This window comes from Acrocarpospora sp. B8E8 (assembly GCF_039871605.1).
Taxonomy (GTDB): Bacteria; Actinomycetota; Actinomycetes; order Streptosporangiales; family Streptosporangiaceae; genus Acrocarpospora; species Acrocarpospora macrocephala.
The window spans coordinates 1-26,045 of the sequence record NZ_JBDPLV010000036.1; the positions used below are offsets into that span (position 1 = coordinate 1).

The following is a 26,045-nucleotide window of genomic DNA, read 5'->3' on the forward strand; positions in this document are numbered from 1 at the left end:
ACGACCTCGCCGCCCACAGCCTTGCCGATCAGGCCACCGCCCGCGCATCACGATCCGGAGTACGGCGGGACAGCCTCCCCTTTTCACGCCGCAGCGGCGTCACCCCGGGGCACGAAGGACTCATTCATGACACGCTCGGCCGCAGGCAGATAAAGACCCGGATGCTCATGCACGATCCGCCGCGTCAGCCTGCCCCACAACACCTCATCGACCAGCTTTCGGACATGCTCCCGATGCGGCAACTCGGCTCTGAGCGGGGATTCGGGGAACAGCTCGGTCATTCCTCTGCCAGCCTTGCAATCCGCGCCGCCGCCCTGGTGTCGAACACCTCGATACGCTGATCCCGGCTGCGGCCCCAGGTGAAAACCCAAGCTCCATCCGTAAACCACGCCATCACCCGTATCGGGCCACGCGCCCGCGAGATCCGCACCGCGGGCACCCGCTCAGGCCCAAGCTCAACAGCCGGACTCACCCCCAGCGTGTGCAGATCCCACGCCAGCCGCACCAAGTGCACGTACTGTTGCTGTCCAATCTCCAAGGTCGAGCCTTGCTCAGTCGCCGCCGAGCTCATCTGGATTCCCGGGATCCGTGGTACCGCCGCAGGCCGCTCCATCACGCACCCTCGTTTGCAATCGCTATGGCAACAGCCGGCGCCGCCACCGCGTTGGCGGCCAGTCCCGTGTTGACCAGGTGCGCACACGCGATCGGAGGGTTACTGCATAGGGGGTGCATATCGACTCCCGACGTCTTTGGCGATACGTCGTTGAGCCTCGTACAGCGCTATAGTCCCTCTACACCGCGACTAAGGACGTCTTGGGACATCTTGAAGAAAGTGTAGTACGTCCCTTCTCTTCCGGCCTTATGGCATGACCGCGATCCGCGCAGGCTTCCACTTAAGGCATCGGGTGGCCAGGCCGCAACGATCGCTCACTTCGGTGCGCGTCGTACAGGGTCGGGGCGATCGACGCCGTGCCCTCCTTCGTCGGGCCTCGGCACCGTGTTGGCATGGCTCGCATGGCAATCTTTCCAACGGATTCGCTAACGCCGACCGCCCAAGAGCGCATCGGAGACAACCAGATCTTGGTGGGAGTCGGGAGGCCCTGCCGCGCGGGATATGCGCGGGATGATCTTGCGAGGAGTCATGCTCAGCTTGAGTTTGGACGCAGGTCAGAGACTAGGTACTGGCACCACGCAGAGTGGTCTTGAAGCCGCTGAGCCAAGTTCTGCTCTCGCAGATTCGAGAGCTGGCCGCAAAGCGTAATGCCGAATTGTTCTCATAGGTGATCAAGGTCGGCACTTTGTGCCGCGCGGCCCTGCGCTCTGCCGAGAGGCCGTTCTCGCATGCGGCCGAACATGGGTCGCAGTGATCGACCGCGGCACAGCCTTTCTGAACCAGTCCGAAGCCGTTATGGCAGCATCAATCGAAGGGGTGATCAACGCAAGTAGGTCTCATCTCTCACAGATTGATAAATTTCCCGCATAAGAGTTTCGCAGAGGCCAAATATTCGCCCCTCTAGCTTCAGGAACGCCGGGTCGCTTGGCAACGTAGCACGCTCTCCGTGAGCAATATTGTTCCTAAGTTTCAGGAGGCCATCCATCGTGCTCGTAAACTGATGAAAATCGCTTTCGTCAAGAGCAAGGAGCGCCAGGTTACGTCTTAACACGGACGCGGAAAGATTGGAGTCTGCGGACGCGACAGAACGGGCATCAATAGTTGCAATTTGGCCCTGAAGTCCAATAATAGCTTGTATTAGCTCAGCATCCTTCATTACTTGTCGAGCGCGAGTAGCTGATGAGTCGTAAGGGTCTGCCACTTCAGATGCCCGATAATTTTTAAACCGATCAACGAGACAGGCCGCATAAAGTTGAGGCTTTAAATGCATGATCTGCACTTGGGCGTTATTAATCACGATGGCATACTGCTCAAGCGAGAATTTGGCGAAACCTTCAAGATGCGCATAGAGCATGACTAATAGCGCTCGTCGGCGCACTGCATCCGCTTCAATTTTCGCGGACGTAAATAGATTCCGCAAGTGCCGGATCTCATCTCGGCGCCATGTTAACTCATTCTCTAATACAGCCCGTATCGCCGCGGCTTCTCTGGTTGACATCACTGAAGTATGGCGGAGAGTTTTTCGGAAAAGTAGTCGATACGCTGCCTGTACGCTTGGGCAGTGTTCTTCCCCCCGCCAGTTAGAGATCGCATGCCCGGAGATTTCTTTATTTCAGCTATGAGGCGCCCAAGGCGTTCCATCTGATTTGAATTTTGGGGATCTAGCTCACCAAGAATTGGCTGAATTCCTAGCGCGAGGCCCTCGAAGTGGTAGACCGCAAATTGCCCTCGAATGTTCTGCTTTGAGTCAACAGACCCGAATATGCGTTGCCCCAATTCCGCAGCACATGCTCCCCCCGCAGCTGCAAGCACCTCGAAAGTGCGCAAGAAAATGGGTTCAGCCGTTTCTGGCGTGAAGGGGTTAACGTCGCCATCCGGAACAAGACCGGAAGCCGCCTCCATGTAATCGGTGAGAAAATCTCCCACCTCATGGCGATATCTTCCCCCCCAATGCAAGAATGCAAAGAAGCGGAGTACCAACTCCTGGTCATACCTCTTCTCTCTTTGGCCCTCTGCCACAGTTCCTGTACAGTAGCGGAAACTGGGCGTCTTGGACAAACGGATGATTGTGTCATTGAAGTCGGCGCTTAGTAGACGAATTGTGCAATTGCGAATCTCTTGAGCCTCGAGCGACTCCCCACCGGAGTTGAGCCGCTTAAACATGTAATAGCGCAGTCGGCGATCGCTCTCCTTTCTCAGGATCTCAGCCCGTATAAAGTTTCTTTTCAGTCGCCGGGAGAGGGCCGCCGGCAGCGTATCGTAGGTATGATCATTCAACTCTGTGACGATGTCACAGTCTTCCAGCCTTAGGGGTCCTTTTTCGGCCCCTTCCTTCGGAGGAAGCAAGCCACGGAAGTTTAGATACGATGAAATCCGCTGAAGCCCATCAATGAGTTCGAAAACGTTCTCCTCAACCTCCATCAGGAATATTGGGGGGATCGGTAGTTCGAGAATTAGGGTCTCAATAAAACGAGATTGGGCGCCGGGGGTCCACCTAAACAAGCGTTGATATTCCGGTTGGATAACTAGCTCACCTGTTGTGTACATGTCTGCTAGCTCGTTGAATGAGATATCGAGCTGTCGCGTTCGGACATTCGATACTTTGTTGTCAACCGCATCGATGAGCCGGACATCTTGGCTCAAAGTAGGATCAGTAGTCATATTTCTCCTCGAGGAGGGTTCCACGGCTTAGGGTATCTAGTCGGCACATGATCGGAGAGACTTGGCGCTGGTTAAGCGTTCGGGATCAGCGATAGATACCAGCCTGTGACACAGCCTCGCCCACGTCCTCCGCCACCTCGAGAGAGGTGGGCCACTCCAGGACGCGCACTTTAACCTCCGGGTGGTCATACACGTACTCGTCGGAGGGCGGTGTGGAGTAGGTGTGGCAACCGCTGCGGCGTCCGTAGACCGTTTCTCCCTTACGATCGCCTGACTTCGGTCGGCCGCCGTAGGTGGTTGGGGGCGATCGGCGGGTTGGGACTTCGTTTCTCAGCTCCAACCCAACGGACACGTAGGCCGGGGTTGGCGGAAGTACTGCAACGCGTACTGCAACGGAGGCACACAACGCCTCGCGTTCACGTGCTCCGGCACTTGGTCACGGTCGGATGGTAGTCCCCTAGTCACGGCCCGGATGGTCCTGATAGAGAAGAGGTCAGCTGGGCCGGATAGGCCAGCCAGTTGCCTTGCGAGTGGTCGGCGATCTTCCAGGAAGAGCGGGGGGAGGAGGGCGGCGCGGGAAGTGTCTGGCGACCTGTCGTGGGAGCTACCCCCCCGCTAGGGTGTGGATCCGACTGCTCCGGGCCGTGGGGAACATGTGGAAATGGTCAGCATCGACAGGCTCAAGATCCGGGACGTTGTTCCAATTAGTCATAGGAGTCGAGCGGTTTCCTTGGCGTAGGCGGGCGGGCTTGTGGCAGACGCGCCAGCGGTCGAGAGTAAGCCGTATCACTCGCGGTGATGAGGCGAGAGCCTTTAGAAAGCGCCACCGAGCGCCTCCTGATCATGGTCTGTTCCGTGACTGTTCCGTGGGAGCGCCGAAACCGGCGGCAACCGATGAAAGGTCGCGGAAAGCTTATGCCCTGGTCAACGGCTAGATCCATGGGCTCTTGCAGGTAGCCCAAGAGTGCATCGGAGAACACCCAGATCTACGAGGGCACCAACCAGATCCAGCGGATGGTGATGGCCCGCCAACTCCTGAAGTAGCCCCTGACATACAGGAACCCCGCCATACGGGGTTCGATGGCGGGGTTCCTTGTGTCCGATTCGACATCCTAAACGATCACTGTTCGGTCCCTGCTCCGAGAGATCGGCTGCGGCCAGAACAGGCGGTCGTCGATTGCCTGCCGGGCGTGATCGTGGGAGCCCGGCATCATGTGGGCGTAGAGCGTGAAGCCGGATCGGCATGCCTGGCCGGTTCAGAGCCAGGAGACGTCGCGGATGATGTAACCGGTGGTCATGAGCGCCGGATGTCTGGGCATGCCAATCCTCCCCCTGGTAGGATTGGAGTATGGGTGAACCGTTGAGGAGCGACAAGATGAGCATCACCGTGCCTTCAGATGTTGCCGCCGAATTGCGGGCCCGGGCAGGGCAGGGCAACGTCTCGGCGTATGTCACCCATGCGCTGGTCCGGCAACTGGAGCACGATCGGTTGGGAGACCTGGTAGCGGAGCTCCGGGAGTTTCATGGCCCGGTCACCGAAGAGGAGTTGGCGGCGGCGCGGGCTGAGTGGCCGAGGTCGTGAAGCGCCGACAGCGGGTACGTCCGCGCGAGCTTGGTGCGCTCATCCTCGACAACGAAGGCCTGTCGCGTGCGGCGACGGACAGGGCGATGTACGTCCGATTGCACGCGGCACACCTGGATGGTCGGCGTGTCCTCACGTCAGCCGCCATTCTGGCTGAGGCGCTGCGTGGTACACCACGTGACGCCGGGATACATGGTGTCCTCGGGGGTGTGGTGGTCGAACCGGTCAGTAAAGAACTGGGGGAGCGGGCCGGGAAATTGATCGGCGCGGCGGGACTGGCCACGGACCAGGCCGTTGACGCCATGGTGGCGGCCACGGCATTGGCCCAAGAAGGCCCTGTCGTGATCGTCACGTCCGACGTGCCGCACCTCACCGCTTTGACGGCGGGCCATGAGCGCGTACAGACCGTCCATGTCGACAAGATCGGCCGGTAGCTGCCGGTCGTAGCCGAGCCATCACTTCTCGTACGGCAGCCGCACAGTAACGGCAAGGCCGCCCTCGTCGCGTGGCCGAGCGGTGACCGTGCCGTCGTGCGCGCTGGCGATGGCCCGGACGATCGACAGGCCGAGGCCGCTGCCGCGGTCGGAGTTCAGCCGGTCGCCGCGTAGCCGCCGGAACGGCTGGAAGATCGCCTCGATCTCGTAGGCCGGTACGGCAGGGCCGGTATTCTCGACCACCAACTCCACCATGTCGCCGCGCCGCCGGCTGGTCACCCATGCCGCGCTGTCCCGCAGGTTGTGCCGGATCGCGTTCTCCGCAATGGCCCGGATCACCTCACCGCGACCGTGTCCGGTACGACTTCTCCGTGTACTCGCTGAAGATATTCCACAGCGTGCTCCGCGGCCGGGTCGTGGTTCAGCCGCTCCCGGTAGAAATGAAGCCGATCCTCGCAGTCGTCGATGATCTCGCTCCACGTTCGGGCCCAAATGCGTACGCCTCCCTCCCACTCGGCGATGCAGCCCGGTGGGCGGTTCGGTGCGCTGGCATCCCGCCTGACGATGTCCGTCATCTCGGTTGAGACGACCCAGAAGTCCCAGGCAACGCGGGCGTCACGGAATTGCGGGTCGCTGACGATCGCCTCCGCGTAACTCTTGATCTGGGCGACCTCTACCTGGCCGATCTTGACTTTGGGAGCCTTGAGCTCGACTACAAGGTGTTCTCGCCCGGCGCTTCCGCGGTGTGCGCGTCCGAGTAGGAGGTCGACGATGCCTGTCCTGCCGTCGTCGCGACGGACCGGATTCAGCTCGCCATCCTCGGGCTCACGGCCCAATTCTTTGAGATGACGTATCAGCACCGCATCCAGGCTCTGGTCGCTGACCATCAGCGCGTAGGCGTCGCCGAAGATCCAGGTCTCACGTTCCAGGATTTTGTGTAGTTCGCTTCGTTCCTTGATGGTTCGGCTGATCTCTGGCTCGAAGACGAGTTTCTTCAGGGCCGCCAGGAAATCGAGCCGGTCACTTACCTGTCCGGTTGCCTTGATCACTTCGGAGAGGCTCGTCCGCTGGAGGATTCGTTTGAGCTCCTCCTGTTCCGACTGGGGCAGCCGGAAGAGTTCGTCCAGCACCGGATAGAGGCCGCTCGGGTCACGAGAGATGATCTCGCGGAGAAGGCGCAGAGTAGTCCTCTTGCTCTGCGTCACGCCGGGTAGACGCCGAGAGATCCTGGTGGCCACCTCGTCGAACATCTCGCGTTCGACCGCCTGGGCTGGCTGGGCGGGCTCCTCGGAGTAGGGATAGACCCCCTCGGACTTCCATTCCTGGATGAGCCTGACTCGGCGCTCCTGGTCGCGTCTCTTGACGTGCGCACGCAGCGTTTCCCGCGCGAGCGCGAGGAGGGGGCCGATCTCATCCATCTCCGCCAGCGGCAGGTCATTCCGACGCTCGACGAAGCCGTCCCAGAGCAGGTACGCCGTGAAGTGGTAACCGGGTGCTTGAATACCAGGCGAGGGTTCATCCAGTACGACGCCATTGGCATCACAGAGAGCGAGCACCCGGCCGACATCCTTCGGCCATTCGATGACACGGAGCCTTGGTTCGGTGTGACCGTCCGTGTCTGGCCAGGGCACCCGGTATTCGGCCATGTCGGTCCACACTGTGGCGGGATCAAGGGCCGTGCCCTGATAGACGATCCGCACATCGAGATTGGCTGCCAGAAATGGCGCGAAGGTCGAGGCCAGCTGCTGAGCTGTGTCGTCCTGGGTAAGTCGGGTAACGAAGTCCGCGGGGACCGACGCTTCCACCCGCGTCCCATACGGCTCCCGTACGTACTCTGGTTCGGAAATATCGAAATCAGCAGGTCGGTCGACTGCTCCGCTGATCACCGTTCGTTCGATCCGACCGTCTGCCGCCTTCGCGACCGTGACCCAGCGAACTTGCTCGCCGAGCGCGAACGCGCGGAGCCTGCCTTGCCCGCTGCGCCCGTGGAGCCCGCGCTTCAGCTCCGGGGAGACCTTGGCGGTGGTCTTCCAGGACCCGCCTAGGCCCCCGAAGTAGTTCGCGCAGGAGGCATTTGGCATGCCATGGCCGTTGTCGGTAACGCGAACCGACTCCACACCGTCCAACTCATTGAGCTCAACGTCGACGACGACGAGGCTCGCTTCCGCGTCCAGCGCGTTCCAGATCATCTCCGCGACCGCACCCACCGGGTCCTTCTGCTTGGCAAGGCGCAGTAGATGGTCCGGTTTAGCCTCGATGTGAACGGTACGCACGCGGCCACTATCCCAGACGACGTGCGAAATCGCGCGCAAGATCGCTAGATCAGAGCACGCTCAAGGGCTACTCGGATTGCTCGCAAGATCTTTGAGTTCCAGCAGAAGGATCCCGGGCTCGGGTAATATCGACACAGGTCGAGAGGCGCTGCAACGGGCGGGAGCCCGCCACGCTCGGCTGGAACCACCCTCTCAAGGTCGCCTCCCACCGTGGGAGGAGCCTCTCTGTGAACCGGACGAATGCGCTGCGGAACCTGCTGAGCGAGCGGGTCGCCGTCCTGGACGGCGCGTGGGGCACGATGCTTCAAGGCGCGAATCTGGCCCCTGAGGACTACCGGGGTGAGCGCTTCGCCGACCACGAGCGTGATCTCACCGGCGACCCGGACATTCTCAACATCACCCGGCCGGACCTCATCCTCGACGTGCACCGGCAGTATCTGGCCGCCGGCGCCGACATCACCACCACGAACACGTTCACCGCGACGCGCGTGGGGCAGGCCGACTACGGCGCCGAAGCCTACGTACGGGAAATGAACCTGCGCGGCGCGCAGCTCGCCCGGCAGGCGGCCGACGAGTTCGGCGGCAGGTTCGTGGCCGGGTCGATCGGACCGCTGAACGTCACGCTCTCCCTCTCGCCACGGGTGGACGACCCGGCCTACCGCGCGGTGACGTTCGACGACGTGCGCGCCGCCTACGCGGAGCAGATCGAGGCGCTGGCCGAGGGCGGGGTGGACCTGCTGCTCGTCGAGACGATCTTTGACACGCTCAACGCCAAGGCCGCCATCGCCGCCGCCCGCGAGGTCGCTCCCGACCTGCCTTTGTGGATCTCGGTGACCATCGTGGATCTCAGCGGGCGCACCCTGTCGGGGCAGACCGTCGAGGCGTTCTGGCGTTCCATCGAGCGGGCCGAGCCGCTGGTGGTCGGCGTGAACTGCTCGCTGGGCGCGACCGAGATGCGGCCGCACGTGGCCGAACTGGCCCGACTCGCCGGGACGTACGTGGCGTCCCACCCCAACGCGGGCCTGCCCAACGCGTTCGGCGGCTACGACCAGACGCCGCAGGAGACCGCCGAACTGCTGGCCGACTTCGTCGGTGCGGGCATGGTGAACATCGTCGGCGGTTGCTGCGGGACGACCCCGGCCCACATCGAGCGCGTCGCGTCGGCGGTTGCCGGGCTCGCTCCGCGCGAGATCCCCGCGCCCGGCAAGGCCACCCGGTTCAGCGGCCTGGAGCCGTTCGCGATCGGGCCGGACACGGGCTTCGTCATGATCGGCGAGCGGACCAACGTCACCGGCTCCGCTCGATTCCGGCGGCTCATTGAGGGCGGCGACCACCAGGGCGCGGTGGACGTGGCCTTGGAGCAGGTGCGCGGCGGGGCGAACATTCTCGACGTGAACATGGACGCCGACCTGCTCGACAGCGAGCAGGCGATGACCACGTTCCTCAATCTCATCGCCACCGAGCCGGAAGTGGCCCGAGTTCCGATCATGGTGGACAGCTCGAAGTGGAGCGTCCTCGAAGCGGGGCTCAAGTGTGTCCAGGGCAAGGGCGTGGTCAACTCGATCAGCCTCAAGGAGGGCGAGGAGCCCTTCCTCGCCCAGGCCCGGCGGGTACGCGACTACGGCGCCGGTGTCGTGGTGATGGCCTTCGACGAGCAGGGCCAGGCCGACACCACCGAGCGTAAAGTGGCCATCTGCGGCCGCGCGTACGACCTGCTCACCCAGCAGGCCGGCTTCGCCGCGGAGGACATCGTCTTCGACCCCAACGTGCTGGCCGTGGCCACCGGCATCGCCGAGCACAACGGGTACGCCAAGGCGTTCATCGACGCCCTGCCGCTCATCAAGGAGCGCTGCCCCGGGGCCAGGACCAGCGGCGGCATCTCCAACCTCTCCTTCTCCTTCCGCGGCAACGACGTGGTCCGCGAGGCGATGCACTCCGCGTTCCTCTTCCATGCGGTACGAGCCGGGCTCGACATGGGCATCGTCAACGCGGGCCAGCTCGCCGTCTACCAGGACATCCCGGCCGACCTGCTGGAACTCGTCGAGGACGTGATCTTCGATCGCCGGGCCGACGCCACCGACCGGCTGGTCTCCTTCGCCGAGACGGTGAGCGGCCGCGGCACCGCCCGCGTGGTCGACCTGGCCTGGCGGGACGCGCCGGTGCGGGAGCGACTCGCCCACGCTTTGGTGCACGGCATCGTGGACTTCATCGAGGCCGACACCGAGGAGGCCCGCCAGCAGGCGGAACGCCCGCTGGACGTCATCGAGGGCCCGCTCATGGACGGCATGAAGATCGTGGGCGACCTGTTCGGCTCGGGCAAGATGTTCCTGCCGCAGGTGGTGAAGAGCGCGCGCGTGATGAAGCGGTCGGTCGCCTACCTCGAGCCGTACATGGAGGCGGAGAAGGAGCAGGCCCGGCTGGAGGGGCGCCTGGACCCGGGGCGCGGGCAGGGCACCGTCGTGCTCGCCACCGTCAAGGGCGACGTGCACGACATCGGCAAGAACATCGTCGGGGTCGTGCTGGGCTGCAACAACTACAAGGTGATCGACCTTGGGGTGATGGTGCCTGCGTCGGTCATCCTGGACACCGCGATCGCCGCGAACGCCGACGTGATCGGGCTGTCGGGACTGATCACCCCGTCGCTGGACGAGATGGTGACCGTCGCCGCGGAGATGCAGCGGCGCGGGCTCAAGACACCGCTGCTCATCGGCGGCGCGACCACCTCGCGCCAGCACACCGCCGTCCGGATCGCCCCGGCCTACAACTCCGCCACGCTGCACGTCCTCGACGCGTCGCGGGTGGTCGGCGTCGTCTCCGACCTGCTAGACCAGGATCGGGCCGAGACCCTCGCCGCCGACACCCGCGCAGAGCAGGCGCGCCTGCGCGAACTGCACGAATCGCGGGTACGGCAGCCGCTGCTCCCGCTTGCCCAGATCCGGGCCAACCGGTCCCAGATCAGCTTCGACGATCTGCCCGTGCCGGCCTTCACCGGCGTACGCACCGTGACGCCCTCGATCGCCGAGCTGCGGGAGTTCATCGACTGGCAGTTCCTCTTCCTCGCCTGGGAGCTCAAGGGCAAGTACCCGGCGATCCTCGACATGCCCGAGGCTCGCGAGCTCTTCGACGACGCGAACACGATGCTCGATCAGATCATCGCCGACGGCTCATTCAAGACAGTCGGGGTGTACGGCTTCTGGCCCGCCCACGCCGAAGGCGACGACATCGTGGTGAACGGCGTCCGCCTGCCGATGCTCCGCCAGCAGACCGCGAAGCCGGAAGGCCGCCCCAACCGCTGCCTCGCCGATTTCGTCGCCCCAGCCGACGACCATCTCGGTGGTTTCGCCGTCGCCATCCACGGCGCCGACGAGCTCGCCGCCGCGTACGAGGCCGAGCAGGACGACTACCGCGCCATCATGGTGAAGGCCCTGGCCGACCGCCTGGCCGAGGCGTTCGCCGAGTACATCCACCTGCGGGCACGCCGCGACTGGTTCGAACCCGACGCCAACCCCGCCATCCCGGACCTCCACGCCGAGCGCTTCCGCGGCATCCGCCCCGCACTCGGCTACCCGGCCACCCCCGACCACAGCGAGAAGCGCGAACTCTTCGACCTGCTCGGCGCCGAACCGCTGGGAATCGGCCTGACCGAGTCGTACGCGATGACTCCGGCCGCCGCGGTAAGCGGCCTCCTGCTGGCCCACCCCGACTCGCGCTACTTCACCGTCGGCCGAATCAACCGCGACCAGGTGGCCGACTACGCCGCCCGCCGCGGCGTCCCCCTGGCAGAAGCGGAACGCTGGCTCCGCCCCAACCTCGCCTACGACCCAACCTGACCGGGCAGAATCGAGCGGCTGCCGATCACTGCGGCTGGTCGGCGGCCTCGCCTACTTCTTGTTGCTGCGATCGTAGGTGCCCCCCTTGCAGTTTGGGCAATCCCTCCAACGCCAGGGCAGAAAGGCGGAGTACAGCTTCCCCGAGCCATCACACCGCCCGCATTTCGACTTCGGATGGCGCGATCCACTGTTCCACGCCATTACGAGGATAAGGATCACGATGCAGGCGAACCAAAATCCGCCCCATTGCACATCGGTCATGGCATTGGCCTTCCAGCGGTCAGCTGTCCATTACCTTGACGCTATGTCGGGTATGTCACAGGGCAATGGAGTTAAGACATTGTGACTCCAGGATTTTTATGCCGGGTCGCCTGCGACTGACCAGGGAGCCGGGCTCCCTGCAAACCGGGAGCGTGACTAAGACGTGAACTCGGCTGGCCTTAAGGCGCCTCAGCACAGAAGATCCCGATGTCGAAATCAGCAAATGCGAACGACGCATGCTTAACGGCTGGGGGGCCCTTGACATGCGGTTGAGGTTGATTAGCCCGACGTTGGGGCGGTGGGATTCCAGATCAGGGGTGGAGCTGGTGGTCCTGCTGGCGCACCTTGCGCTAATTCACCGTCGGCCGGATCAACCGTGACCAGGTGGCCGACTACGCCGCCCGCTGCGGTGTCTTGCTGGCCGAAGCAGAACGCCGGCTCCTGACCGCCACACGCGATCTTGGCAGCGGGGTTCGCGACTGGGAGCATTGCGCCCCATGGATATCGAGGGTTTCTGGGATCTGATCGAACGTTCCGGTCGTGAGGCCGCAAGCCGGAAGGAACGCTTGGCTTGGTTGGAAGGTGAGCTCTGCCGTCGGTCGGTCGAGGAGATCGTCGACTATCAGGCCTGCTGGGACGTGACCGCGAATCGCGGCTGCAGGTTCGATCTGTACGCGGGGTACTGGTTTGTATTCGGGAGCGGGTCGATCGACGGGTTCGAGTACCTCGTGTACTGGCTGATCAGTTTGGGCCGTGCGACGTTCGAGGCCGTAGCCGATTGCCCGGATCATCTCATCGAGCAGCCCCAGGTGCTTGCCGCGCGGAAGGGGGAGTACGCGTATTACCACCTCTCACGGAGAAAGCAGAAAGAGTCGACCTGGACGGAGGAGGACCGGTACGAGTTCGAATTGCTGGCCTACGTGGCGTTTGACGCTTACGCGAAGGTCACTGGAGAAGGCGACGACGACGTCTTCGAGGCTGTTCGTGCTCGGGGAATCCGCTCCGAATTCCCGCTCATGCTGGGAGTCGATGGTAGTGATCTTCGAGGCGAACACTGGGATCTAGGTGATGATCAGGAATTGGCGCGCAAGCTCCCCCGGATCGCCCGCTACCGAAACTCAGGCGAACTCTAAAGATAGAGCGGATTCACCACGGGTACGGCCCACTCGACACTCTGCTCTTGCGTGACCTTCAGCCGGTAGGCACTTCCGGGACGTTCAGGCGCCCATCCCTCGCCAAGCGCCACCGTGATGCACCTCGCGACGAGAGCGGGGCGAACGCTGACGCCTTCGAGGTACAGCCAGTTGTCTAGGCGGTGGTAGGGGAGGGTCACCATGAGGACGCTGCCGGGGTCGGCGGCCAGCTGGACGCCGAATGCCATGGGTGACCAGCCCATCCCCTGGTCATAGGTGGGCTTGTGGCGAACCCGCCAGCGGTATGACGTGTCACCGACAGTGATGAGGCGGGAGCCCTTCTTTGGCAGAGTCACGGGATCTCCTGATTCTTATCGACCTTGTGGAAGTCCCTGTCCACTGACGAGACCTGCCGATGATGTTGTCCGGCTTGTCATCGAGCCCCTCGACCTCACTAAATCAGTTTCACCCTTGAAGGTGAAATCCATTTACCCTTCTGTCGGAGCGGGCACGTTAGTGCAGGTGGTGGGCGAAGAAGGTGGTGATTCGGTGCCAGGCGTCGGGGGCCGAGGTGGGGTCGGGGCCGATGCCGGCTACGCGGAGGAGGGGGCGGAGGAGGCGGGGGCCGGAGAGTTCTTCGTTGAGGAAGGCGTGGCCCGCGGTGGCGTATTCCTTCACGTCGTGCGGGATGTTGGCTTTGGTGAGGGCGGATTCTAGTTTGGGGGCCGCGTTTCTGAGGGTGCGGTCGCGGGCGCCGTACGTGGCGACGATGGGGCAGGAGCCGGTGAGGGTGGTGTCGAGGTCGCGGGGGAGCGGGCCGTAGTTCGTGGAGGCGGCGGCGAAGCCGGTTGTGGTGGTGAGGAGGGCGAAGGCGCCGCCCATGCAGAAGCCGATTACGCCGATTTTTCCGGTGCAATCCGGGGATGTGGTCAGCCAGGTTCTGGCGGTTTCGATGTCGGCGAAGGGGCGGCCTTCGCGTTTGTTGAGGGCGCGCATGGTGGAGACGAGGCAGCGGCGGGGGCCGCCCGCGCTGAACAGGTCGACGGCCAGGGTCAGGTAGCCGGATTGGGCCATGCGGTCGGCGTGGCGGAGCATCATCGGCTCCAGGCCCATGATCTCGTGGATCATCACCAGGCCGGGCCAAGGGCCCTCGCCTGGAGGTGTCGCGAGATATCCGCGCAAGGGTTGGGATCCGCCGAATTGGGCGGCTTGCTGGGTCAGGTCGATCTCGGTCATGTGGGCTCCCGCTCGTAACCCTTGCGTTTGAGCGTGACCCTATGCGGTGTATTCGGCGTTCGTACGAAATACCTGGTGGCCGGAGAACTTCCTTGGTTGTACGGCCCGGGAAGCACGCCCCTCAGATCGGATCCAGGGCGCGCTTCCCAGGGCGGTCGTGCGTCAGTCGCGGTCGATCTTCATCTTGATGACCTTGCCGGTCTTGATGGCGATGTAGAGGTCGTACTCCCAGCGGCCCTTCTGGAGTTCGATTTTCCAGGTGCGGTAGCCGTGCTCGTATTCACGTTCCACGTCGGTCACGCGGCCACCGGGAACCGCCTTTTTGGCGATCTTGATGGCCTTGGCGCGAGTGATGTCGGCCTGGGCCGTCGCGGAGGCGGCGGTGGCGCCGGTGAGCAGGAGGGCGGACGCGGTCAGGGCGCCGACGAGGGCGGGTTTGATTCTCATGGCTTTACGGTGGCTTGGGGTTGGCTATAGGCGCGCTTTGCCACGGTTAAGGGCTGGCAAAGGTGAGCGTGACCGTGGTTCCGCCGCCGGGCGGGGTGTCCACCGTCATCGTGCCTCCGGCGGATTGTGCGGTACGGCGTGCGATGTCGAGCCCCAGCCCGGTCGAGTTGCCGCCGCTCCGGCCGCGTTCGGCGGGCGCGGGGATGCCAGGGCCGGAGTCGGTGACGGTGAGTTCGGCGCCGGGGGTGGCCGGCGTTAGCCGTACCGACATGGGGACGCCTTCGGGGGTGTGGGCGAACACGTTTTCCAGGAGGGCGTCCACGGCGGCGGCGAGGTCGTCGGCGGAGGTGGCGACGGGGAGGGGGGAGTCGGGGAGCGACAGGGTGAGGGGGCGGTTCTGCTCTTCGGCCAGTACGGACCAGAAGGTGACGCGGGCGGCGACGACGGCGGTGGCGTCGCAGGAGCCGCGTTCCCGGGTTCTGCGGCGGACGTCGACGATCACGGAGGTGACGGCGCGGTCGAGGGCGTCGACACGGATGCCGAGGCGTTCGGCTTCCTCCGGGTTGGTCAGGGATTCGGCTTCGAGGCGGAGGCCGGTCAGGGGGGTGCGGAGGCGGTGCGAGATGTCGGCGACGGATTCACGTTCCTCGTGGAGGAGGGCGTCGATCCTGGTCGCCAGGTGGTTGAGGGCGAGGGCGGCGGCGCGGATCTCGGGCGGGCCGGTGGGGGCGGCTCGGGCGGCCAGGTCGCCGCCCGCGAGGCGGTGCGAAACCTGGGCGAGGCCGGTCATCGGGCGCGTGAGGGCCACCGCGAGGCGGTCGGCGACGATCACACCCAGGCCGATGAGGATCAGGCCGAGCAGGAGCAGGCCAAGCCAAGCGGCCTGTACGCCTCTGCTCAGATCGTTCGCCGAAAGCAGCACGCGGACCACGCTGGTGCCGGATTCGCCCTGGACGGCGACGAGGATCTCGCGGCCGCCGCCGGGGGCTTCCGCGGACAGGCTCCGGCCGCGGGCGGCGAGTTCGACGGCGGGGGAGCGGGTGGCCTGGGCGCCGACGGCCGTTCCGTCGGGGAGGAAGACGGAGATCTGGTGGCCGCTCGCGGCTGCTGAGCGGTTCGCCGTCAAGGCGAGGGCGGCGGGGTCGACGGTGCCGATCACGGCGGCGACGGATTGGGCTTCCGTGGTGGCCTGGGCGACGGCGCCGTTCTCGGCGGCCGAGCGGACCAGTAGTGCCATCGGCACCAGCATCGCGATCAGCACGAGCGAGGTGGTCGCCGTGACCAGGAGCGCCAGCCTTCGCCTCATGGCACCTCGATACGTGGATGAGCGCCGATCATCGAGAACTCCCTGAGCGCGTAACCTCCCGACGGCACGATGATCGCCGCCGTGGAGACGTCTTCAGGGGGAGTCAAGTCGGGTCGACCAGTTTTACGCCTACGCCGCGCACAGTGTGCAGGAAGCGTGGCTCCTGGGCGGTTTCGCCGAGTTTGCGGCGGAGCCAGGAGAGGTGGACGTCGACCGTTTTGTCCGTTCCGCCGTAGGGGACCTGCCAGACCTCGGTGAGAAGTTCGCGCTTGGTGACCACGCGGCCGGGTCGGGACGCCAGGTAGAGCAGCAGGTCGAACTCGCGTGGGGTCAATTCGATGGGCACGCCGTTGAGTACGGTCTCGCGGCCGCGGATGTCCATGTGCAGGCCCCCGACGGTGACCGTGGTGTCGGTGTCCTCCTGGCCGGTACGGCGGAGCACTGCCCGGATTCGCGCGTCCAGATGTGTGGCGGTGAATGGTTTGACCACGTAGTCGTCGGCGCCCGCGTCGAGCAGGCGGACGGTTTCCGGTTCGCTGTCGCGGGCGGTGGCGACGATGACGGGCATGCGGCTCACCGCTCGGAGCATTCGCAGGAGTTCGGTGCCGTCCAGGTCGGGGAGTCCCAGGTCGAGCACGACAAGATCGGGCCGGGTATCGAGGGCCAGGCGCAGGCCGTCGAGGGCGGTGGCGGCCGAGGACACGGCGTGACCACGATCGCGCAACCCTCGGACCAGGGCTGTACGGATGGTGACGTCATCCTCGACAAGCAGGACGTTTGCCATTTGCGGCCACGTTAGCCGGTTGTCGATAAGCGCATAAGTCCGTTATCGGTGCCTTAACTTCGGCTTAGCGTTGGATCAGCGAAGGTAGGGGGGTGAATCGGCCTACGTTGCTCGCGGTTGGCGGATGGGTGGCGGCCGTCGTTGTCGCGCTGGTCGCGGGCGTGACGGTGACGAACTCCCTCAGCTCAGCCGTCACCGGCCCAAACATCCGCCCGCTCTCCGCTGACCAGGTACGGCAGGAGCTGGCGATCCCCATCACCGTCTCCCCCAGCTCGACCCCCAAATCCACCCCGACCCCAACACTTCCCACCCAAGCCCCCCGCGAACTTCGCGTCTTCGCCACAACCGGCGGCACCACCGTCGCCGCCTGCATATCCGGCCAGGCATCCCTCCTCTCCTGGACCCCCGCCCAGGGCTACCACGTGGACGACGTCGACCCCGGCCCCGACAACCACGCCAAAGTGAAGTTCGAGGCAGACGACGCCGAGGTCGAAGTCGAGGTCCACTGCGAGGCAGGCCACCCGATCTCCCGCGAGAAGATCGACTGAACGGGGTTCTCCCACCCGCCCACCCTTTGTTTTCCCTCGGGCTCCGCCCGTCCCCGCCTTCGCCGTGGATTACCCCGAACGAAGCGGCAGCTTGATCGGCGTGGTTCTCGCACCCGCCCAGCCCATTGATTCCTTCGCGCTCCACCCGGCCCGCAACACAACGCCGTGGGGGAGCTATTTGCAGATGTTCTGCGTCGCCGTCTTGGTAGTAGGAGTCGATGCAGCGGTCGGCGTCGGCTTAGGCGTGGCAGTCACAGGCTTGCGAACCGTATGGTTCTCCGCTCCAAGAATCACTTCAATGCCATCGATATCCACCTGTCGCAGTTCAGCTCCAGGAAAAGCCGCGGCAACAGTCCGGACCGAGTCGGCGCGCGTCGGGCCGTACCGGATGATCGTGTTCTTGTACGTGCGCGTGGCGGTGTCCCCCGGAACGGTAGGAACGAGAAAACCCGCGGCGAGCAGGGCGGACTTGGTGCGTGCGCCCAGGCCGGTGATCAAAGTGCCGTTCCGGACGCGGATGGCGATGCGGTTGGGAGCGATCGTCGCGGCGGTGGGCGACGGGGTAGCCGTAGGGGACTTCGAAGGCTTCACGGGCGGGATCAGCGGCTGGTCGGTGTTGATGCGATGGAACAGATCCCGGGCCGCCGCCTTGTCCCAGAGGACGGCGGATTCGCCGGTCGCGGTGCGGTAATTGACGTCGGCGAGGGGGACCGTCACGAAGGACACATTGTCGGTGGAGACGTCTTTGAGTTGGGTGGCCAGGCCGAGAAAGTCGTCGGAGAGGGCGGCGTCGACAGTGAGGGTGCGCAGCGTGGAGTTCACCAGGGCGCCAAATTTGGCGGGATTCGTCAGGGTGTCGCCGCTGATGGCCTTGGCGAGCAGGGCGGAGATGACCTGTTGCTGGCGGTCGATGCGGTCGAGGTCGGCGCGGCCGGTGGCGCGGGTGCGGGCGTAGTGCAGGGCGTTGACGCCGTTCAGCTCGTGGGTGCCAGCGGCAAGTTTGAGCTTGGTCTTGTCGTCGTCGATGGGGACGGGCGTGCAGACGGTGATCCCGCCCAGCGCTTCGACGACGTCGATGAAGCCGAGCACGTTGACGGCGATGTAGTGGTTGATCCGCAGCCCGGTCGCCTGCTGCACGGTCTGCACCGCGAGCTTGGGCCCGCCGAACTGGTACGCCGAATTGATCTTATGCTCGCCCTTGCCCGGAATATCCAGCCAGGTATCCCGAGGCAGCGACACCACGGTGACCTTGCGATGATCCTCGGACAGATGGATCACCATCATGGTGTCCGTGCGTTGCCCGTCCTGCCGCCCCAGATGCAGCAGGTTCTGCTCCTTCCGGGTGAGGTCATCGCGCTTGTCCACCCCGACGAGCAGAATGTTCATCGCGGAACGCGACGACCCGGCCGTCCCGGCGTCCACGGACGTGATCTGCGCGCTCAGATATCCGGGAATGGCCCACGCGAATCCCGACCCCACGAGCACCAGCCCGGACAACGATCCGGTGATCATCAACGAGCGCAGGCTGGTTCGCGCACGACGGGTGCGAGGTGCGGTGACTCGGACCCCGCCGTAGGCGTCGCCGCCCACGTGCACACCCGAGTCCTCCACGCGGTCCCCCCTTGAGGTTGCCGTCTACGCCCCTTCGTACAGTAGCGTGAGCGCAGCCGTGAACCCCTTCCCCGACGCGCCCCTAACGAGTGTCATGAGCCCTTCGATCTCCGTCATCATGCCGGTCCTCAACGAGGAGCGGCACCTGCGCGAAGCCGTGCAGCAGGTTCTGGATCAGGATTACGACGGCGCGATCGAGGTCGTGCTGGCCGTGGGCCCCTCGCGTGATCGCACCCAGGAGGTGGCGGCCGCGATCGCGGCCGCCGAACCCCGGGTCTCGGTGGTCGCCAACCCCACCGGGCGAACGCCGAACGCGCTCAACGCGGCCCTCGCCAAGTCGAGCAACCCGATCGTCGCCCGGGTCGACGGGCACGCCATGTTGCCGAAGGACTACATTCGCACGGCGGTCGAGACGCTCCAGGAGACCGGCGCGGACAACGTCGGCGGGATCATGGCCGCCGAGGGGATCACGCCGTTCGAGCAGGCGGTCGCCCGCGCGATGACCTCGAAGATCGGGGTCGGCAACGCGGCCTTCCACGTGGGCGGCGAGGGCGGCCCGGCCGACACCGTCTACCTCGGCGTGTTCCGCCGGTCGGCGCTGGAGCGGGTCGGCGGCTACGACGAGCATTTCCAGCGCGCCCAGGACTGGGAGATGAACCACCGCATCCGCGAGACGGGCGGGCTGGTGTGGTTCCAGCCGAAGATGCGCGTCTCCTACCGGCCCCGGCCGAACGCCCGCGCGCTGGCCAAGCAGTATTTCCACTACGGCCGCTGGCGGCGGGTGGTGGCCCGCACCCACCAGGGCACGATCAACTTCCGCTACCTGGCGCCCCCGCTCGCCGTGCTGGGCATCGTGCTCGGCCTGGCGCTCTCGCCGCTGTTCTGGCCGGCCGTGCTGATCCCCGCCCTCTACCTGGTGGCGATCCTGGCCGGCGCGCTGCTGACCGGCCGCGGCCTGCCCGGCGCCGCGCTGGTACGGCTCCCGCTCGTGTACGCCACGATGCACTTATCGTGGGGCACCGGCTTCCTCACCAGCCCTCCCCGCCTCAGCAAGCCCCGCCCGGCCGGGACGAACCTGCAGGATCTCTTTCACTGACCCGGCAGGCGTTTTCCACGGCCAGGTTGAACCGCGCCATCGGATCCCCGTCCCCCAGCAGGTAACCGCGCTGTTCCCGCCGTGCCTCCGCCAGCTCGTCCTCGTCCTTGTCCAGCTGGGCGAGGATCTCCGGCAGCTCGTTCAGGTCCTGGCTGAGCAGGTAGGCCGCCCGCGCGGTCGGATAGCGCTCCCGGAAGTCGGGCAGCCCGGCGACGTTGCTCACCACGTAGGGCTTGCCGCTGGCCACGAAGTCGGCGACCACGCTGGAGATGTCACTGACCAGCAGGTCGGCCTGGTTGAAGCAGGAGTAGAGGTCATCGGTGGCCACCCGACACGAAGGCCGTCCGGCTTTGGCGATCATGGTCAGGATGCGCTGATGCGCCGCGCGGGTGGCGGAACAGCGATGGCCGGTGAGCGGGTGCGGCTTGTAGATGAGATGCACGGAGTTGTCCATCAACGCCTGGACGAGCTGCGGCCCCAGCGCGGCCACCGACGTGTGGTGCAGGTCGTCGGTCCAGCCCTCCCACGTCGGGGCGTACAGGACAGTCCGGTACGGCATTCCGGGCCCGTCGCTCGAAATGCCCGCCAGCTGGGGCCGCCCGACTTCGACGATCGAGGCGTCCCGCACCCCGACGGCCGCCCGCTGGTAACGGTCGCGACCGGCCTGCCCGGCCACCCAGACCTCGTCGTACACCTTCGTGAACGGGTTGAACGACGCCTCCTTGTCGCTGTCGCCGTGGCCGATGAAGACGCTGACCAGGCCGGGCCGGCGGAGCATGTGGATGTTGTTGCCCACGTTGGAGGCGAACAGGGCGACCCTGGCCGTGTCCAGGCCGCGGAAGTTCATCAGCTCCACGGCGGAGGGGATGCAGAGCACGGGCAGCGTGGTCGGCCCGAGCACGCGCATCAGCGGGCGCTCCCGCAGGACGATCACGGCCCGGCGGTCGATGTTCTCCAGGACGGGCAGCCACATCGACGCCTGGTAGATGGAGTTGGCGGGCCCAGAGAAGTAGAGGAGCACCTCGGGCCGGTATTCGCGGACCTGCTGGTCCACCTCCCAGATCACCCGCCGCCGGTCGGCCAGCGGCGCGGCCCGCCGGACATGCCAGGTCAGGGCGAGTACGGCACTCGCCATCAGCAGCAGCGCCACGCCGACCCCCAGCGCCCCGAGCCAGTCCACCCCGGCCAGCGCGCCGAGAGCCGTCAGCCCGACCGGCAGCACATCCACGTACAGCAGCCGCACCCCGTGCCAGTTGACCAGGGTCTCCGGCGGCGCGGCGGGGAACGCCACCCCCAGGTTGCGGCTGTCGACCGGCTTCTTGCTGTGACAGCGCTTGAGATACAGCGCCAGCCCGGTCTGCGCGGCCCGCACGCCGTGAAAGAGGAACAGCCCCCCGGCCAGCAGCGCGAACCATCGCGACTGCGGCCCGACCGTCCGCGCCAGCAGCAGCACGGCCGCCATCTCCCGGGTGAGGAAGCGCACGGTCGCCCCCAGATGCACCAGGCTCAGCCGGTTCGCGATCGGCTTCGGCAGCTTCGCCTCCGCCGCGTACGACACCACCGCGAACGCGGCGAACACCCACGGCAGCGGGCACAGCGCCGCTACCACTAAGACCGGATAAGACCCCAGAAGTACGGTCGTGACCAGGGCATTGATGCTCCGGAATGATCCCCCCATGTGGGGTGCTTACCCAATGAGGCGCACATCGACCACTTGTCCGGTCAGGTGAGAGATCAGCACTTCTACGCTGGTCCGGGCCACATCCTTGGGCGCCAGCAGGCTGGTCGGCGGCTCCTCGCCGAAGGCGCGCAACCGCATCGGCGTCGCCGTACGTTCGGGGTTGACGCAGTTGACCCGGATGCCGTGCTCGGCCCATTCGTCGGCCAGCGCCTGGGTGAGGTTGACGACGGCGGCCTTGGCCGAGGAGTAGAGGCTGTAGTCGGCCCGGCCCCGGGTGTAGGAGCTGGAGGTGTAGAGCAGCAGGTGGCCGCGGGTCTTCGCCAGGTATTTGAAGGACGCCCTGGCGATGTTGACCGGGCCCAGGTAGTTGACCCCGATCATCTCCTCGATGGTGCGGTGCTCGGCGTCGCCGAGCTTGCCCATGTGCAGCACGGCGGCGGTGTTGACCACGTAGTCGATCCTGCCGGTCTCCGCGTACGCCTGGGCCAGGGCTTCGGCGACCGCGGCCTCATCTTGGACCCGGGTGCCGGTCTCGGTGCGGGAGAAGGAGTAGACGGTGGCGCCGTGCTCCTTGGCGAGGTCCACGATGTCGGCGCCGATGCCGTACGAGCCGCCGAACACGACCAGGGTGCGGCCGTCGAGCTCGTCGGCGTACGAGACGGGGACGGGCGCCGTGGCGGCGGCGAGCTGGAAGAGCTTGTCGGCGATGAAGACGTCGACCGGGTGGGTGACCTTCATGTTGTGCTCGCTGCCCGCCACGATGAAGATCGGCACGTCCGGGCGGTAGCGCAGCAGCACGCCGCAGTCGTCGGTGGCGGGCTGCTTGTCGAAGTCGGGATCGGCCAGCGCCCGGGCGTACGCGTCCCTGATCACCGACAGCCGGAAACACTGCGGCGTCTGCCCGCGCCGCAGCCGCGACCGGTCCGGGATGTCCCTGATGAAGTCCCCGCCCGGCCCCGGCACCACGACCATCACCGTGTCGGAGGACGGGATGGCCACGTCCACGGCCTGGTGCCTGCCCAGGGCTGTCACGCAGTCGGCGATGATGCGCGGCTCCACCAGCGGGCGCACCGCGTCGTGCAGCAGCACGTCGCACTCCCGATCGCCGAGCGCCCGCAACGCGATCCAGGTGGACTCGGTCCGGCTCGCGCCCCCGTCCAGGATCTGGCTCACCTTCGTGAACCGATTCTTCGCCACCAGAGTGGCCACCTCGTCGGTGAATCCAGGAGTCATCAGCACGACGACTTCGTCGATGTCCGGATGGCTGTCGAAAGCCGCGATCGTGTGCTCCAGGATGCTCTTCCCGGCGATCTTCAACAGCTGCTTCGGCGTGTTCAGACCAATCCGCTGACCGATGCCTCCGGCCAGCACCACACCAACGGTCGGCAAACGTGCATCCATCATCATGATCCTCCCCGACGAGCACCATACCCTTCTGTGACATGGCCGATCCTCCGGATCGGCGGGCTCGGCCGCTGGGGGAGCCTGCGTCTTCCCTCGTCACTCCGGCCGCTTCGCGACCTGCGTTCCTCAGTCCAGACACAGGCGCGGCCGAGCCAGGTGATTGCTCATCAGTGATCACTCGATTACTTTGCGAGGTACGCGGTCGTCTCTGAGCGAGGGCGGTCTACATGGGGGAACAGCGGCCGGACACTGTCGCGGTGGTGCTGGCGACACCCGGTTCGGCCTGGCTGGCGAACGCCGACACCACCCTGATCGACCGGCTCACCGAACAGCTGGCGGCCCTGCCGGTCGCCGATCTTTACGTGCTGTCCGCCGAGCAGGGCCTGGCCGAGGAGCTCCGCCAGGTGGCCAAGGTCGCCCGGGCGTCCTCCGCCCCGGTGGCCGTGTTCTCCGGCGAGGTGGTCGCCCACGCCGAGGCCCTGGCCGCGCTGCTGGAGCACCCGTCCCGGAGCGCCGGCGCGCTGATCGGCACCGGCCTGGCGAGCATGCTGTGCACCCCGGTCCGGGTCGAGCACGGCCGGGTGGCCGCCGCCGGGAACTCCTTCCACCAGGTGGATTCCGCCAACGCCTCCTTCAGAGGCGTGCTCCAGGTCGGCGGCGACCAGCTGAAAGCCCTGGCGCTGGTCGCCGAGGAGCTCGCCGACCTGGCTCAGGCCGGCAAGCTGGGCATGGCGGACGAAACGGAGGCCGTCGATCTGCTGCTCGCGGGCCTGGTCCGCTCCGGACTGCCCGTACGGGCCGCTCGCCTGGGCGCGCTGCACTGCGATCGAGCCCCCGACCAGGCCGCCGCGGACATCGCGCTGCTCTGCCTGGCCGAGGTGGACGAGGACCGGGCCCGGCTGGACGCGGCGATCAAACAGGACGACGGCTTCTTCAGCACCTACTGCGTCAGCTCCTGGTCCCGCCACCTGGTCAAGATCGCAGACCGGCTCGGGCTCACCCCCAACGCCGTCACCGGCATCTCGGTGGGCCTGGCCGCCATCGCCGCCATCTGGTTCTCCGCCGGCGACCGGCAGTCCCAGCTCGCCGCGTCGGTCGCGCTCTACCTCTCGTTCGTGCTCGACTGCGTGGACGGCCAGCTGGCCCGCTACACCCGGCGGTTCTCCCCGCTGGGCGCCTGGCTGGACGCCACCTTCGACCGGGTCAAGGAATACGTCGTCTACGTCGGCCTGGCCCTCGGCTACGCGGCGGGCGCGCCGATGACCGGCACCGGACCCGGCGGCATCTGGGCGCTCGCGGTCGGCGCGATGATGCTCCAGGCCGTCCGCCACATGATCGACTTCTCGTACGCCGGGGCGGTCACCGACGCCGCCAAGGTAGGCGTCTCCTGGGCCCGGCCCCACCGCTCGCTCGCCCTGGCCACGGATTCGGCCAGGAACACCGCCGCCGTGCAGCGCGAGAACGCGATCGTGCAACTCGCGGGGAAGCTGGAAGGCGACAGCGTGACCCGCTGGCTCAAGAAGTTCATCGTCCTCCCGATCGGGGAACGGATGGCGCTCATCGCCATCACCGCGGGCCTGTTCAACGCCCGCGTCACGTTCCTGGCCCTGCTCGGCTGGGGCACCGTCGCCGCCCTCTACACCCTCACCGGACGGATCGCGAGGTCGTTGTCATGACCAGCCTGCACATGGCTCGCATCCCGTCCAGTTCGGTGACGGCCTACCGCGACGACGGCCTGCTCTCCCGCGGCATGGGCGCCATGGTCGCCGGGCAGCTGCCCCCGCTCCCCCCGGCCATCGCGGCCTTCTTCATCACCGGCGTGCTCCTGCTGGTCGGCATCGCCGCCACCGACGGCCTGGCCGTCTTCGCCCCCGTGGTCGCCCTGCTGCTGGCCGGCCCCGGCTCCTCGCACCGCCACGACGGCCGCCTGGACTGGCTGGTCCCGGTGCTCCTGCGCATCATCGAATACGGCTTCATCGCCAGTGTCGGCTTCGCCCACGGCGTGCCCGCCATCGTGATCATGATTTTGCTCGGCGCGATCACCTTCCACCACTACGACGGCGTGTACCGCATCCGCCAGCACGTCTACCCGCCCGACTGGCTGGCCACCGCCGGGCTCGGCTGGGAGGGCAGGATGATCGCGGTGGCCGCGGGCGGCCTGCTGGGCGCGAGCACGGCGATGTTCATCCTGCTGGCCCTGTATCTTTGGGCGTTGTTCGGCTGGGAGAGCCTCACCTGCTGGCTGGCCGCCCCCCGATCCGGGGTGGAAGCGGCGGATCTGGGCGCGCACGACTGATCCCGATACACGATCAGGGCGCTTTGGCAACTAACCTGTGGGGTTATTGACTTTGCCATCGCGCGACCGTGCGATGAACAGATCGTGAGGAGTGCACGTTGCTGGGAATGGTGCTGGCCGCCGGGGCCGGAAGACGCCTGCGGCCCTACACCGACACGCTGCCCAAGGCGCTCGTGCCGGTCGACGGGGACACCACGATCCTCGACATCGCGTTGCGCAACCTGGCGGCGGTGGAGCTGCGGGATGTCGTGGTGATCGTGGGGTATCAGGCGCAGGCCGTACACGAGCGGAAGGCGGCGCTTGAGGAGCGGCACGGGGTGCGGCTGACGCTGGTGCACAACGACAAGGCGGAGGAGTGGAACAACGCCTACTCGTTGTGGTGCGCGCGGGAGCACTTCGCCAAGGGCGCGCTGCTGGTCAACGGGGACACCGTGCATCCGGTCTCGGTCGAGCGCACCCTGCTGGACGCGCCGCACACCAGCGACATCCTGCTCGCCGTGGACGACGTGAAGGCGCTGGCCGACGAGGAGATGAAGGTCACCCTCAACGACGGCGCGCTCAAGCGCATCACCAAGCTGATGGACCCGGCCGACGCGTACGGCGAGTACATCGGCGCCACCCTGATCAGGCCCGCCGCCGCCGCCAAACTCGCCGACGCGCTCCAGGCGACCTTCGAGCGCGACCCCCAGCTCTACTACGAGGACGGCTACCAGGAGCTGGTCACGCGCGGCGAGAGCATCCACGTGGCCCCCATCGGCAAGGTCGACTGGGTCGAAGTCGACAACCACGACGACCTCGCCAAGGCCCGCACGATCGCCGGCACCTATTAACCAGAAACCCGTCCCATAG

At 65.9% G+C, this 26,045-nt stretch carries 22 protein-coding genes; 10 read left to right on the top strand and 12 right to left on the bottom strand.

Annotated elements, in window-relative coordinates; genetic code table 11:
- Window positions 1–341: hypothetical protein (locus tag ABGB08_RS30280; protein ID WP_347596793.1), on the top strand; the 341-nt coding region annotated here is incomplete at its 5' end.
- Between the two features lie 1,092 nt (window positions 342–1,433).
- Here the strand turns inward: ABGB08_RS30280 and ABGB08_RS30285 are convergent.
- Together ABGB08_RS30285 and ABGB08_RS30290 are read right to left on the bottom strand one after the other, a co-directional pair.
- Complete coding sequence (locus ABGB08_RS30285) at window positions 1,434–2,111, bottom strand: MAE_28990/MAE_18760 family HEPN-like nuclease (protein WP_347596796.1); 678 nt, start codon at window positions 2,109–2,111, stop codon at window positions 1,434–1,436.
- Window positions 2,111–3,274: a DUF262 domain-containing protein gene (locus ABGB08_RS30290; protein WP_347596799.1), complete on the bottom strand. Its 1,164-nt coding sequence runs from the start codon at window positions 3,272–3,274 to the stop codon at window positions 2,111–2,113. Before ABGB08_RS30290 ends, ABGB08_RS30285 begins: the two co-directional genes overlap by 1 nt.
- A 1,375-nt stretch (window positions 3,275–4,649) precedes the next feature.
- Between ABGB08_RS30290 and ABGB08_RS30295 the strand changes: the two genes are divergently transcribed.
- Together ABGB08_RS30295 and ABGB08_RS30300 are read left to right on the top strand one after the other, a co-directional pair.
- Window positions 4,650–4,856, top strand: coding sequence for a CopG family transcriptional regulator (locus tag ABGB08_RS30295; protein WP_347596802.1), 207 nt, complete (start codon window positions 4,650–4,652; stop codon window positions 4,854–4,856).
- Complete coding sequence (locus ABGB08_RS30300; protein ID WP_347596804.1) at window positions 4,841–5,290, top strand: PIN domain-containing protein; 450 nt, start codon at window positions 4,841–4,843, stop codon at window positions 5,288–5,290. Before ABGB08_RS30295 ends, ABGB08_RS30300 begins: the two co-directional genes overlap by 16 nt.
- Window positions 5,291–5,311: 21 nt before the next feature.
- Here ABGB08_RS30300 and ABGB08_RS30305 read toward each other — a convergent pair whose 3' ends face one another.
- Together ABGB08_RS30305 and ABGB08_RS30310 are read right to left on the bottom strand one after the other, a co-directional pair.
- Window positions 5,312–5,629 carry an ATP-binding protein gene (locus ABGB08_RS30305; RefSeq protein ID WP_347596807.1) on the bottom strand — a complete coding sequence of 106 codons (318 nt, stop codon included), beginning with the start codon at window positions 5,627–5,629 and terminating at the stop codon, window positions 5,312–5,314.
- Entirely contained in the window at window positions 5,626–7,563 is a 1,938-nt protein-coding gene (locus ABGB08_RS30310; protein WP_347596808.1) for an ATP-binding protein, read from the bottom strand. The genes ABGB08_RS30305 and ABGB08_RS30310 overlap by 4 nt, the downstream gene beginning before the upstream one ends.
- 227 nt (window positions 7,564–7,790) lie before the next feature.
- Here ABGB08_RS30310 and metH point away from each other — a divergent pair, with 227 nt between their 5' ends.
- Both metH and ABGB08_RS30320 read left to right on the top strand, forming a co-directional pair.
- Window positions 7,791–11,393, top strand: a complete 3,603-nt coding sequence (metH, locus tag ABGB08_RS30315) for a methionine synthase (protein ID WP_347596811.1) — start codon at window positions 7,791–7,793, stop codon at window positions 11,391–11,393.
- Between the two features lie 758 nt (window positions 11,394–12,151).
- Window positions 12,152–12,787 carry a DUF4240 domain-containing protein gene (locus tag ABGB08_RS30320; RefSeq protein ID WP_347596814.1) on the top strand — a complete coding sequence of 212 codons (636 nt, stop codon included), beginning with the start codon at window positions 12,152–12,154 and terminating at the stop codon, window positions 12,785–12,787.
- Here ABGB08_RS30320 and ABGB08_RS30325 read toward each other — a convergent pair.
- The 5 genes from ABGB08_RS30325 to ABGB08_RS30345 all read right to left on the bottom strand — a co-directional run bounded on the left by ABGB08_RS30325 (window position 12,784) and on the right by ABGB08_RS30345 (window position 16,560).
- Window positions 12,784–13,143, bottom strand: coding sequence for a hypothetical protein (locus tag ABGB08_RS30325; RefSeq protein WP_347596817.1), 360 nt, complete (start codon window positions 13,141–13,143; stop codon window positions 12,784–12,786). The genes ABGB08_RS30320 and ABGB08_RS30325 overlap by 4 nt on opposite strands.
- 157 nt (window positions 13,144–13,300) lie before the next feature.
- Window positions 13,301–14,023 carry a dienelactone hydrolase family protein gene (locus tag ABGB08_RS30330; protein ID WP_347596820.1) on the bottom strand — a complete coding sequence of 241 codons (723 nt, stop codon included), beginning with the start codon at window positions 14,021–14,023 and terminating at the stop codon, window positions 13,301–13,303.
- 162 nt (window positions 14,024–14,185) lie between these two features.
- A complete protein-coding gene (locus ABGB08_RS30335; protein WP_347596823.1) occupies window positions 14,186–14,470 on the bottom strand; it encodes a PepSY domain-containing protein in 285 nt (94 codons plus the stop codon).
- A 46-nt stretch (window positions 14,471–14,516) separates the two neighbouring features.
- A complete protein-coding gene (locus ABGB08_RS30340; protein WP_347596826.1) occupies window positions 14,517–15,776 on the bottom strand; it encodes a HAMP domain-containing sensor histidine kinase in 1,260 nt (419 codons plus the stop codon).
- Window positions 15,777–15,879: 103 nt separating this feature from the next.
- Window positions 15,880–16,560 carry a response regulator transcription factor gene (locus tag ABGB08_RS30345; protein WP_347596830.1) on the bottom strand — a complete coding sequence of 227 codons (681 nt, stop codon included), beginning with the start codon at window positions 16,558–16,560 and terminating at the stop codon, window positions 15,880–15,882.
- A gap of 92 nt (window positions 16,561–16,652) precedes the next feature.
- Between ABGB08_RS30345 and ABGB08_RS30350 the strand changes: the two genes are divergently transcribed.
- Window positions 16,653–17,108 carry a hypothetical protein gene (locus tag ABGB08_RS30350; RefSeq protein WP_347596832.1) on the top strand — a complete coding sequence of 152 codons (456 nt, stop codon included), beginning with the start codon at window positions 16,653–16,655 and terminating at the stop codon, window positions 17,106–17,108.
- 174 nt (window positions 17,109–17,282) lie between these two features.
- On the opposite strand, the gene ABGB08_RS30355 is transcribed toward ABGB08_RS30350, so the two are convergent.
- Complete coding sequence (locus ABGB08_RS30355) at window positions 17,283–18,698, bottom strand: LCP family protein (RefSeq protein ID WP_347596835.1); 1,416 nt, start codon at window positions 18,696–18,698, stop codon at window positions 17,283–17,285.
- A gap of 115 nt (window positions 18,699–18,813) precedes the next feature.
- Here ABGB08_RS30355 and ABGB08_RS30360 point away from each other — a divergent pair, with 115 nt between their 5' ends.
- On the top strand, window positions 18,814–19,815 hold the full coding sequence (locus tag ABGB08_RS30360; protein WP_347596838.1) for a glycosyltransferase family 2 protein: 1,002 nt from the start codon (window positions 18,814–18,816) through the stop codon (window positions 19,813–19,815).
- Here the strand turns inward: ABGB08_RS30360 and ABGB08_RS30365 are convergent.
- Both ABGB08_RS30365 and ABGB08_RS30370 read right to left on the bottom strand, forming a co-directional pair.
- The gene (locus ABGB08_RS30365) at window positions 19,766–21,424 is read right to left on the bottom strand and encodes a CDP-glycerol glycerophosphotransferase family protein (protein ID WP_347596841.1); all 1,659 of its coding nucleotides are present in this window, start codon (window positions 21,422–21,424) and stop codon (window positions 19,766–19,768) included. The two genes, ABGB08_RS30360 and ABGB08_RS30365, sit on opposite strands and share 50 nt — an antisense overlap.
- 78 nt (window positions 21,425–21,502) lie before the next feature.
- Window positions 21,503–22,885 carry a bifunctional cytidylyltransferase/SDR family oxidoreductase gene (locus ABGB08_RS30370; protein ID WP_347596844.1) on the bottom strand — a complete coding sequence of 461 codons (1,383 nt, stop codon included), beginning with the start codon at window positions 22,883–22,885 and terminating at the stop codon, window positions 21,503–21,505.
- A gap of 242 nt (window positions 22,886–23,127) precedes the next feature.
- Here ABGB08_RS30370 and ABGB08_RS30375 point away from each other — a divergent pair, with 242 nt between their 5' ends.
- From ABGB08_RS30375 to ABGB08_RS30385, 3 genes are all read left to right on the top strand, one after another.
- Window positions 23,128–24,576 carry a CDP-alcohol phosphatidyltransferase family protein gene (locus ABGB08_RS30375; RefSeq protein ID WP_347596847.1) on the top strand — a complete coding sequence of 483 codons (1,449 nt, stop codon included), beginning with the start codon at window positions 23,128–23,130 and terminating at the stop codon, window positions 24,574–24,576.
- On the top strand, window positions 24,573–25,196 hold the full coding sequence (locus ABGB08_RS30380) for a DUF5941 domain-containing protein (RefSeq protein WP_347596850.1): 624 nt from the start codon (window positions 24,573–24,575) through the stop codon (window positions 25,194–25,196). The genes ABGB08_RS30375 and ABGB08_RS30380 overlap by 4 nt, the downstream gene beginning before the upstream one ends.
- 98 nt (window positions 25,197–25,294) lie before the next feature.
- Entirely contained in the window at window positions 25,295–26,026 is a 732-nt protein-coding gene (locus ABGB08_RS30385; RefSeq protein ID WP_347596853.1) for a phosphocholine cytidylyltransferase family protein, read from the top strand.
- Window positions 26,027–26,045 lie beyond the last annotated feature (19 nt).

Bases quoted from the DNA above. Each gene is read 5' to 3' on its own strand.
- ABGB08_RS30375 (WP_347596847.1), top strand. From the start codon at position 23,128: ATGGGGGAACAGCGGCCGGACACTGTCGCGGTGGTGCTGGCGACACCC.
- ABGB08_RS30345 (WP_347596830.1), bottom strand. From the start codon at position 16,560: ATGGCAAACGTCCTGCTTGTCGAGGATGACGTCACCATCCGTACAGCC.
- ABGB08_RS30290 (WP_347596799.1), bottom strand. From the start codon at position 3,274: ATGACTACTGATCCTACTTTGAGCCAAGATGTCCGGCTCATCGATGCG.
- ABGB08_RS30380 (WP_347596850.1), top strand. From the start codon at position 24,573: ATGACCAGCCTGCACATGGCTCGCATCCCGTCCAGTTCGGTGACGGCC.
- ABGB08_RS30335 (WP_347596823.1), bottom strand. From the start codon at position 14,470: ATGAGAATCAAACCCGCCCTCGTCGGCGCCCTGACCGCGTCCGCCCTC.
- ABGB08_RS30320 (WP_347596814.1), top strand. From the start codon at position 12,152: ATGGATATCGAGGGTTTCTGGGATCTGATCGAACGTTCCGGTCGTGAG.
- ABGB08_RS30295 (WP_347596802.1), top strand. From the start codon at position 4,650: ATGAGCATCACCGTGCCTTCAGATGTTGCCGCCGAATTGCGGGCCCGG.
- ABGB08_RS30330 (WP_347596820.1), bottom strand. From the start codon at position 14,023: ATGACCGAGATCGACCTGACCCAGCAAGCCGCCCAATTCGGCGGATCC.
- ABGB08_RS30285 (WP_347596796.1), bottom strand. From the start codon at position 2,111: ATGTCAACCAGAGAAGCCGCGGCGATACGGGCTGTATTAGAGAATGAG.
- ABGB08_RS30340 (WP_347596826.1), bottom strand. From the start codon at position 15,776: ATGAGGCGAAGGCTGGCGCTCCTGGTCACGGCGACCACCTCGCTCGTG.
- ABGB08_RS30360 (WP_347596838.1), top strand. From the start codon at position 18,814: ATGAGCCCTTCGATCTCCGTCATCATGCCGGTCCTCAACGAGGAGCGG.